General features: G+C 48.0%; 5 protein-coding genes. 2 read left to right on the forward strand and 3 right to left on the reverse strand.

What is annotated here, in order from left to right:
* On the forward strand, nt 1-1,996 hold a 1,996-nt coding region (locus VIM72_RS27335), incomplete at its 5' end, for a T9SS type A sorting domain-containing protein (protein WP_332005986.1).
* A 15-nt stretch (nt 1,997-2,011) separates the two neighbouring features.
* Here the strand turns inward: VIM72_RS27335 and VIM72_RS27340 are convergent.
* The 3 genes from VIM72_RS27340 to katG form a co-directional block, all read right to left on the reverse strand.
* A complete protein-coding gene (locus VIM72_RS27340; RefSeq protein ID WP_332005987.1) occupies nt 2,012-2,899 on the reverse strand; it encodes a helix-turn-helix transcriptional regulator in 888 nt (295 codons plus the stop codon).
* Between the two features lie 8 nt (nt 2,900-2,907).
* Nucleotides 2,908-3,945 (reverse strand): aldo/keto reductase, encoded by a 1,038-nt coding sequence (locus VIM72_RS27345; protein ID WP_332005988.1) that lies wholly within the window; start codon nt 3,943-3,945, stop codon nt 2,908-2,910.
* A 123-nt stretch (nt 3,946-4,068) separates the two neighbouring features.
* Complete coding sequence (gene katG / locus VIM72_RS27350; RefSeq protein ID WP_332005989.1) at nt 4,069-6,345, reverse strand: catalase/peroxidase HPI; 2,277 nt, start codon at nt 6,343-6,345, stop codon at nt 4,069-4,071.
* Between the two features lie 964 nt (nt 6,346-7,309).
* Here katG and VIM72_RS27355 point away from each other — a divergent pair.
* The gene (locus VIM72_RS27355; protein WP_332005990.1) at nt 7,310-10,729 is read left to right on the forward strand and encodes a SusC/RagA family TonB-linked outer membrane protein; all 3,420 of its coding nucleotides are present in this window, start codon (nt 7,310-7,312) and stop codon (nt 10,727-10,729) included.
* Nucleotides 10,730-10,896 lie beyond the last annotated feature (167 nt).

Genomic DNA, 10,896 nt, shown 5'->3' on the forward strand with positions numbered 1-10,896 from the left:
TGATAATTCTGTTACCGCAGGATCCAATGTGGCGGAATTCCGGATGAAAATAGATAACAATACAGCGGATAATAATCCTGTGGTAGATATCGATGTAAGGGATGCCACTACAGGCGCCACCCTTGCCGTGCAAACAATTACAAGACAGCAGTTTCCTATTGCGTCTAATTATACAAGTTTTAAATTACCTTTTACAATGCCCGCTGCCAATCATTCCATCGAGTTACGGGTATTCTGGAAAGGAGCGGCTTATATTAAAGTGGATTGGGTAGGCGTACAGCAACAAACGGATGCCGCCGCGGAAACCTACCTGTTCAGTTCCCTGAAAGGCATTGTAAACAGGGCACAGCCACGCATCTTCTCCTATGAAGGCGATGCCTTTGCGGAAGGGCCGTATGCCTGGATGCAATCCCTGGGTTTAACATGGACAGAACATACAGACAGGTGGGAGCTGATCACCAAATACCGCAGCGAAATATCAGGTCTTATTGTATACGATCCGGCGCAAACGGCCACCGTTAACCTGGCCACCACGCTGGCAAAAGATAAAAAGGCGCTTATTGCTTCGCCGGCCTTATTGCCGAAGTTAACGGGAGCGCCTTATAATCTCCCTATACTAACAGATCTGCGTGGCCAGTTTACCAGTAAGCTGCAGGTATATCAAACGTTGTACAACACCTACTGGCCCACTATGGATCATCGTTTACTGATCGGGCTAAGCCCGGAACTGCACCAGGGCTCTTTACGGGAGTACGCCACCGCATTGGGCGCGGCCGTAATATGGCTGGACCCTGCAGTAAGTGGTGAAAGCGCATTGCTGAACAGCTTCTTATCTTCCATGCCGGCGGGATCGGCGTACATGGGCTGGTGGCCGGAAGAAGGCGCGGGTATCACCCGGGCGTCCAGCTATGGCATCGCCACTGTGGCGAGTGATTATGCCACCAATTTAACGGTGCACAGCGGCATGCCCAGAACGGTCAACATTAAACCCATCCCTCCAAAACCAACACTGAAAAATAAGATCTACGTGGCCTTTATACTAAGCGACGGCGATAACCTGCAATACGTGGAGCACCTCATGCGTAAACTGTGGAGTAATCCCGACCGCGGGGCAGTGCCTATGGGATGGACTTTATCGCCCGCCATGCTCGATGCCATGCCGGGAGCGCTGAACTATTATCATCAGACCGCTACTGATAATGATAACCTGATTTCAGGGCCCTCCGGGTATGGATATGTTTACCCTAATAATTTCCCTGATCAGAATACCTTAAACCAGTTTGTTATTAAAACAGAAGATTATAATAAGAGAGCAGGTTTCCGGGTGCTTACCATCTGGAATACGATCACAGGCGGTATCAACCAGAATGTGGGAGAAAGCTTTGCTACCTATGCGCCCTCATTGCTTGGGGTAACCGCCCAGAATACCGGCGGCCCGCTGAGTATTTACAACCAGCGTTTACCGGGAATGCCGCTTTCCTGTAACTACTGCACCGGCGAACAGGCCATGAAAGACGCCATTGCTGCCGCTTCCGCAGGATGGAATGGCGCCGCGCCGAGGTTTATTATCATACAGGCGCAGCCCTGGCAGGATGTGAAGCCTACCAATTTTAAAAACGTGATGAATTCGCTGGATTCAAATCACATCGTGGTAAGGCCGGATCATCTTTTCCAGTTGCTGCGCGAGGAAAATGGCCTGCCAGAGGTGGATAGCTCAGGTGCAGATACTGCGGGAACACGCTCCGCTCAGTTGCCGGTAAACGAAAAATTAAAAGGGAATAAAGAGATCGTAGTGTATCCTAATCCCGCCAGCAGCCAGCTCTATGTAGGCGGACTAAAAAATAACGCGGCGCTCGAAGTGTACGACAGTAAAGGGCAGCGCCTGAAGATGGTATCCGGTATATCCGTTGACGTTACCGAACTGGCGCCAGGCACTTATTTCCTGAAAATCAGGGTGGGAGAAACCAGTCATACCCGTAAATTTATTAAACGTTAGGGGAGATAGTCGTAATCAGTTAAAGGCCTGACGAAATTCCAGCGGCGATAAATTCGTCTTCTTTTTAAAAAGCGTGCTAAAGGATTGCGCATGTTCAAATCCCAGGGCATAGGCGATCTCGCTGACCGAAAGACTGGTCGTGGAAAGTTTTTCTTTGGCTTTCGCGATCAGTTTTTCATGAATATGCTGCTGGGTGCTCTGCCCGGTGTGGATCCGAAGCAGGTCACTCAGGTAGTTCGGCGACAGGTTCATCTGCGTAGCAATATATTGTACCGTGAGCAAACCCGGTACGTCGCTGTTAAAGTAGTCATCGATCAACTGTTCGAACCTGGTCAGCAGCGCTGAATTGTTATTCCTGCGGGTCAGAAACTGCCGCTCATAAAAACGGTTGGAGTATTTCAGCAGGCTCTCGATATGCGTCAGAATGATCTCGTGGGTGTGCTTATCGATATGCTGGCACTCCTTATCAATTTTGTGGAGGATCGTGATCAGGTCATCTTCTTCTTCGGCCGACAGGTGCAGCGCTTCGTTAACCGCGTAATCAAAAAAACCGTAATGATGAATGCTGTTCGCCAGGGAATGTTGTAACAGGAAGTCCGGGTGAAAGACCAGGAGATAACCGGACCCACATTCCATATGCTGCAGGTCCAGTTGTTGCACCTGGTTAGGCGCAGTAAAGCTCAATACCCCTTTATCGTAATCATAATGCTGTTGTCCATACCTGATCTTGCCTTTGGCTTCGCGTTTGAGCGCAACGCAATAAAATCGGTTAACGAAACCTTTCCAGATTTCATCTTCCAAAAAAATACTTTCTGACAGATTGATCACGCTTACCATCGGGTGGCGGGGTTCAGGCAATGACAGCAGCCGGTGAAATTCTGATATGGAGTTAATAGCGTTCATAATCAAAATTAATCAATTAAGCCCATACTGAACTCATCATAAGGCGCGCCCGTGTCTGTACCCAAAGGCACAATGCTTTCCAGTTGTGAAAGATCCGCCGCTGTCAACTCAATGGTAGTCGCTGCAAGGTTTTGCTCCAGGTACTTCCGGCGTTTCGTTCCCGGGATCGGTAAAATCCCCTTGCTCATAATCCAGGCCAAGGCCAGCTGTGAAGAAGTAACGTTTTTTGCTTCGGCCATGGCTTCAATTGCCTTCACCAATTCAATATTCTTATGAAACATTTCGCCCTGGAAACGTGGGATCGCTCTGCGGAAATCGTTCTCCGGAAGATCATCAATACTTTTGATTTGTCCCGATAAAAAGCCACGGCCCAATGGTGAGTAAGCTACAAACCCGATACCCAGTTCATTTAATGTTGCTAACACCCCGCGTTCTTCTACCGTTCGTTCAAATAAAGAATACTCGCTTTGTACTGCGGTGACCGGGTGCACGGCATGCGCCCGTTTAATCGTTTCAGACGATACTTCCGACAAGCCGATATAACCTACTTTACCTTCTTTAACCAGCCCGGCCATGGCATCAACCGTTTCCTCGACCGGCGTATTTTTATCCAGGCGGTGCAGGTAATACAGATCGATGTAATCGGTATTGAGGTGCTGCAGCGAACGCTCCAAAGATTTCTTTACATAGTCCTTTTTACCATTGATGGCCCAGGTCACCTTATTGTTGTCGTCGATTTCCCAGCCAAACTTGGTGGCCAGGATATACTGATCACGTTTACCGCTGATGGCCTTCGCAATGAGCTGCTCATTTTTCAGCGGCCCGTACAGATCGGCAGTGTCCAAAAAATTACCGCCCAGCTCGAGCGAACGGTGGATTGTTGCGATGGCTTCCTGCTCATCCGCAGGGCCGTACATATGTCCTTCTTCAAAGCCTGTCATGCCCATACAGCCCAGGCCGATCACTGGCACAACCAATCCCTGGCTGCCCAATGCTATTTGTTTTATTTTCATGAGCCAAAGGTCGGTAAGCAGGATCGTGTGCATGTATGCAAACCCCTGAAGCTTGTAAGCAAATCAAGGAATGATCTGGCCGCTCTTTATCAATAAAAAAAGAGGCCGATCATGTTTTGATGATGCAGCCTCTTTTCCTTTATATAAAGATCTATATCAGACTAAATCAAACCTGTCGAGGTTCATCACTTTATTCCATGCTGCTACGAAGTCTTTCACAAATTTCTCCTGCGCATCAGCACTGCCATATACTTCAGCAATGGCCCTCAGCTCTGCATTGGAGCCAAACACCAGGTCGGCGCGGGTAGCAGTCCATTTTGCTGTACCGGTGGTGCGGTCGCTGCCTTCGTACAATTCTTTGTCGTCCGACAGGGCTTTCCATGCGGTGCGCATATCGAGGAGGTTTATGAAGAAGTCGTTGGTAAGCAACCCCGGGCGTGTTGTAAACACGCCATGTTTAGCGCCGTCAAAGTTAGTGTTCAGCACGCGCAGGCCGCCTGTCAGCACGGTTAATTCAGGTGCGCTGAGGGTGAGCAGTTGCGCTTTGTCTATCAGCAGGGCCTCAGTAGGGACGCCGGATCTTGATTTGCGGTAGTTGCGGAAGCCATCAGCCGCAGGTTCCAGGTGACCGATAGATTCCACATCCGTTTGTTCCTGGGAAGCATCCATACGGCCAGGTGTAAATGGAACGGTGATCGTACTTCCCGCGTCTTTCGCTGCTTTTTCAATAGCAGCAGCGCCGGCCAGCACGATGAGATCCGCCAGGGAGATCTTTTTGCCGTCTTTTTGTGCGCCGTTGAATTCTTTCTGTATACCTTCAAGTGCGGCCAGTACTTTCTGTAGTTGCGGCGGATTATTTACCGCCCAGAATTTCTGCGGAGCCAGGCGGATACGCGCGCCGTTGGCGCCGCCGCGTTTATCAGAGCCACGGAAAGTAGAAGCAGAGGCCCATGCCACAGACACCAGTTCAGATACGCTAAGCCCGGATGCCAGTACTTTTGCTTTGAGGGCGGCAACATCACTTTCGTTCACCAGTGGGTGATCTACCGCAGGAATGGGATCCTGCCAGATCAGCACTTCCTGTGGTACATCGGGACCAAGATAACGTGCGCGGGGCCCCATATCACGATGGGTTAATTTAAACCATGCGCGGGCGAAGGCGTCTGCAAATGCATCGGGGTTTTCCAGGAAGCGCCTGGATATTTTTTCGTAAGCAGGATCAAACCGTAAGGCAAGGTCGGTGGTAAGCATAGTTGGACGATGCTTTTTGGAAGCGTCGTACGCATCCGGAATGATACCATCGGCATCTTTAGCTACCCATTGATGTGCGCCTGCGGGGCTTTTGGTAAGCTCCCATTCAAAACCGAAAAGGTTTTCAAAGAAGTTGTTGCTCCATTTGGTGGGTGTTTTGGTCCATATTACTTCCAGTCCGCTGGTAATGGTGTCTGCGCCTTTACCGGAGCCATAGCTATTGCTCCAGCCGAGGCCCTGCAATTCCAGGCCGGCGGCTTCCGGCTCTTTGCCCACGTGAGTGGCAGGAGCGGCGCCATGGGTTTTACCAAAACTATGGCCGCCTGCGATGAGGGCCACTGTTTCTTCGTCGTTCATTGCCATACGGCCAAATGTGTCGCGTATATCTTTAGCGGCTGCAATGGGATCAGGGTTGCCATCAGGGCCTTCGGGATTTACATAGATCAGGCCCATTTGCACAGCTGCCAGGGGTTTTTCCAGGTTGCGGGAATGGATATCTCCATCCGCATCATCGTCAGATACCAGTACGCCATGGCCTTCCTGCACACCCTGGGAGCCGTGCGCATAGCGGATATCGCCGCCCAGCCAGGTGGTTTCGGAGCCCCAGTACACATCTTCATCCGGTTCCCATACATCTGCACGTCCGCCTGCAAAACCAAATGTTTTAAAGCCCATTGATTCCAGGGCAATGTTACCTGTAAGGATCAGCAGATCAGCCCAGGAAAGGTTGCGGCCATATTTCTGTTTGATAGGCCACAGCAGCCTGCGGGCTTTATCAAGACTCACGTTATCGGGCCAGCTGTTCAGGGGAGCGAAGCGTTGCTGCCCTGAGCCTGCACCGCCACGGCCATCACCCACACGATAGGTACCTGCACTATGCCATGCCATGCGGATGAACAACGGGCCATAATGCCCGAAATCGGCCGGCCACCAATCCTGTGAGTCGGTCATCAGCGCATGAAGATCTTTTTTCACTGCTTCCAGGTCGAGGCTTTTAAATGCTTCGGCGTAGTTGAAGTCTTCACCCATCGGGTTCGACGAGGGCGAGTGCTGACGCAGGATACTTAGTTTTAATTGGTTAGGCCACCAATCACGGTTCCTGGTGCCGCCTCCGCCAACGTTTTGTTTCATGCTCCCGTTATGAAACGGGCATTTACTGATGTCGTTTGATTCTTTTCCCATGTTTACAAGTTTTGTATTGAGTGAACAATTACTTGCACCTTGTATTTTGTGCAGGATGATAAAGGTAATGGTATTGTGAAATAAATGAACTCAATTAATTTCTATAATAAAATAGTTAAAATCTATGGATGGAAGTCGGCTCAACGATTTCAGACAGACTTAAATGCGCGTCGCTATTTATGTTATTATAAATAAACATTAGAGAAGCGAAAAGGTTTTAAAATGCAGAAAAGGGTCCTTTTTAGGGGACCCTCATGCCGGGGTTATCATTTTGCCAATATCGAAACGACCATACAGTGGAACGAGAACATTCAACCGTGATTGTTTTAATCAAATGCCATCTATTGTAACTATGTGAATCTCCTGGTACAGCCTGTGATTCACATGGTCGGTTTGACATACAACAGTCAATGAATAAAAAAGGGTGATCGGAATAGAATTTTTTTGTCAGGCAATTCTTCAAAAGCAATTTGTACCGGTAAATACTTTTGAAAAGTCTTCAAAATTCAAAAAGAAAGGCGCCCCTTTTCAGGGACACCCTTTAGCTTGGGGCTACTCCTTTTTTACTTATACCGAAATGATAAAGTCAAATGAGATCATTTAACCGTTGGCTATTTTTTAACCGAATACCATCTATTTAACCAGGTGAAATCACCTGGCTGTTGCCATATTGTAATTGTACACTCTTCTTATTAGTCTGGTATACGACAGGCGATAAATAAAAAAGGGTGACCGCGATGAAAATTTTTTTTTTGGTCACCCTTTTTTATTTATCGCCTGTCGTATACCGAACGTAATTTCATTTACCAACCAAAAACGATAAAACAAATCGAACCAGTGAACAGTAGGCCTGCTGTTTTTACAAATCCCTGGAATCACAATTGCTCCTGACTGTCTGACAGGGGATTTACTAATTTATAACCATGCAAATATGGACTTTTACAGAATGTCCCATAGAGGGAACATGTGTGTATCAACCAAATTAATAAACCGGCAGGCGTTTGAAACTTTCAGAAAAAAGTGCTTTGCTGTTGTAATGGGCATTGTGGCGTTACCGTTGATAACAGCTGCTAATACTTCAGCGCATAAATCTTTGGAGAAAGAAGTAGCCTTGTCCGCCACCATTGATTCATTGATTATCGTTTCGGGGAAAGTCGCCGATGAGAAAGGAAGCCCACTGCCCGGAGTAGTGGTAAGAAGTGAAAAGGCAAAGAAAGCAGCTGTTACCGGCAACCAGGGGGAATTCAGCATAGCGGCTACTGCCACCGACAAACTGCTGTTTACTTTTATCGGGTATGAACCTGTTGTACGAAATGTGAACGGCAATCGTCTTGATGTTACAATGAAGCCTGGATCGAAAGGGCTTAATGAAGTGATTGTAACAGGGTTCCAGGAAATTGACAAAAGAAAGTTTGCAGGAGCTTCCACCCGTCTTAAAGCGGAGGATATCCGGATGGACGGAACGACGGATATCAGTCGCGCCCTGGAAGGGAAGGCGGCCGGTGTAAGTATCCAGAGCGTTTCCGCCACTTTCGGGTCCGCGCCTAAGGTACGAATCAGGGGCGTTACTTCCCTTACGGGCGCAAATAAACCATTATGGGTGGTGGATGGTATTGTATTGGAAGATGTAATTGATGTATCCAACGATCAGTTATCCAGTGGAGATCCGTCGACCTTGCTCGCCTCTTCAGTTTCCGGGTTGAACATGAATGATGTGGAGGATATTTATATCCTGAAAGATGCAGCCGCCACTTCGCTCTATGGTGCCAGGGCAATGAACGGCGTGGTGGTTATTAACACCAAAAAAGGCCGTTCAGGTAAAATGGTAACCAATTACACGGGGAATTTCAGTACCCAGTTAAGACCCAATTATAATAATTTCAATATCATGAATTCCGCAGAACAAATGTCTGTAGATGCGGAGATAGCCAGGAAGGGACTAATGAACCTGGCCGACGTAGGTAATCGCGCTGATAAAGGTGTGTACGGTAAAATGTATGATGAACTACAAACCTATGATCCTGCAACCGGCAAATTTCTCCTTGAAAATACGCAGGAAGGGAAGAAGGCCTTTTTACAAAGATATGCCCTGACAAATACCGATTGGTTCCACATATTATTCAGGAATTCACTGATACAGGAACACACGCTTAGTTTGTCCGGTGGATCTGATAATGTGCAGTCTTATTTTTCAGCAGGATTTTATAATGACAATGGCTGGACGGTAGCCGATAAAGTGAAACGTTTTACATTCAACTCACAAACCAATTATAAATTTTCCGATAAGCTGTCGGCGGGTTTTATTGCAACGGGCTCCGTACGGCAGCAGGATGCGCCGGGAACCGTGGCCCGTACTACAGATGCGTTCTATGGGAAAATGAACCGTGATTTTGATATCAACCCGTATAACTATGCACTGAATACCAGTCGCGCGTTAACTGCATATGATGAAAACGGCAACCTGGAATATTTCACCAGAAATTATGCGCCCTTCAATATCCTGGATGAACTGCAGCATAATACCCTGAAGCTTTCCGTGATAGATCTGAAACTACAGGGCAATTTGTCTTACCGTATTTCAAAACATTTCCGGTACGATTTCCTGGGCGCTATCCGTTACGCCAAAACCAGCCAGGAAGACCTGGTAAGGGAAAATTCCAATAAGGCGCAGGCATACAGGGCGGCTTCCAATTCGGTAATTGCTAACGCCAATCGCTTTTTATACAGCGACCCGGATAACCCGAACGCATTTCCACAGATCGTTTTGCCGGTGGGAGGTTTCTATAACAGGAATGAAAATACCCTCACCAACTATAATTTCAGGAACAGCCTGAACTATACCGAAACATTTGGTAAACATGACCTGAATGTATTGATTGGCCAGGAGGTTAAATATGCCAACCGGCAAAATGCACTGAATACCGGTTACGGCTATCAGTATGATTATGGCGGCAGCGTAAACCCATATTACCTGGCCTTTAAACAGGCAAGTGAGGCTAATCTGCCCTACTTTGGCATGCAGGAGACTTACGACCGCTACGCTGCCTTTTTTGCCACCGCGGGGTACACTTATAACAGCCGTTATAATCTTACCGCAGCCATACGTACCGATGGTTCCAACCGGCTGGGCAAATCCCCCACAGCACGCTGGCTGCCCACCTGGAGTATAAGTGGTGCCTGGAATGTTGACCAGGAAAATTTCCTGAAGGGCGCAGGAAAACTAAACCTGCTGAAGCTAAGGGCGAGCTATGGATTAACTGCCGATATGGGCTCAGCTACTAATTCAAGCGCCGTGCTGAAAGCCCAGAATACTTACCGGCAATATGCACGGGTCATTGAATCAGGTATCCAGATCATTGACCTGGAAAATGCAGGCCTCACCTGGGAAAAGCAATATTCGCTGAATATTGGCGTGGATGCCGCATTCTTTAATAACCGGCTCACCGCTACCATAGACGTATATAAGAAAAACGGCTTTGACCTGATTGCCGGTATCAAAACCTCCGGTATTGGTGGCCAGGACGTAAGGACGGCCAACTATGCTGACCTGCGTTCAAAAGGAGCAGAAGTGACCATAGGAGGGGAGATAGTACGCAGCACCGATTTTGGCTGGAGAACCAACCTCACGTTCGGATATAATAAGAACAAGATCACCAATGCGAGGAATACACCCATTATATTTAACCAGGTGGTACCTGAAGGAGGAAACAAAGAAGGCTATCCTGTAAGCAGTTTATTTTCCCTTGATTATAAGGGACTGGAAAGCAATACAGGTATCCCCCTGTTTGTAAATGAAAAAGGAGAAGTTTCCCGCGATGTGAACTTACAGGACGTTGAAACCAAATACCTGGTATACGAAGGTCCTGTTGACCCGCCTGTTTCCGGTGGCTTCTCCAATACTTTCCGCTATAGAAATCTTTCACTGAACGTATTGCTGACTTACCAGGCCGGCAATAAGATCCGGCTGAATCCTGTATTCCGTTCCACCTACTCCGACCTGGATGCCTTTCCACGTGAGTTCCTTGACAGGTGGACCCTTCCGGGAGATGAGAACAAAACCAATGTTCCTTCTATTATAGATGCCCTCACCAATTACCGGATGGGGGGCGCCTATCCTTACAATAACTACAATTATTCTTCCGCAAGAGTAGCGGATGGTGGGTTTATACGTGTTAAATACATCGCCCTCAGCTACCTGTTGCCAGCCAGGATGATCAGGAATATCGGTATAAATAATCTCTCGCTTACTGCTTCGGCCAGCAATTTATGGTTGCTGTATGCAGACAGTAAGCTGAAAGGGCAGGACCCCGAGTTTTTCAATGCCGGCGGGGTAGCCCAGCCGCTTCAGCGGCAATTGGTCATGTCACTAAAGGTGGGTTTGTAAGGAGTACTTAAAAGAATTATTGTATGAAGAATATTATAAAAATAAGTTTACTGGCAGGTGTGGGCTGCCTGCTGCTCACGGCCTGTAATAAATACCTGGAAGTAGAGCCCGATAACAGGACTACACTGGATACACCTGATAAGGTGGCGCAGATGCTGACTTCAGCC

Source organism: Chitinophaga sp. (assembly GCF_036569185.1).
Taxonomy (GTDB): Bacteria; Bacteroidota; Bacteroidia; order Chitinophagales; family Chitinophagaceae; genus Chitinophaga.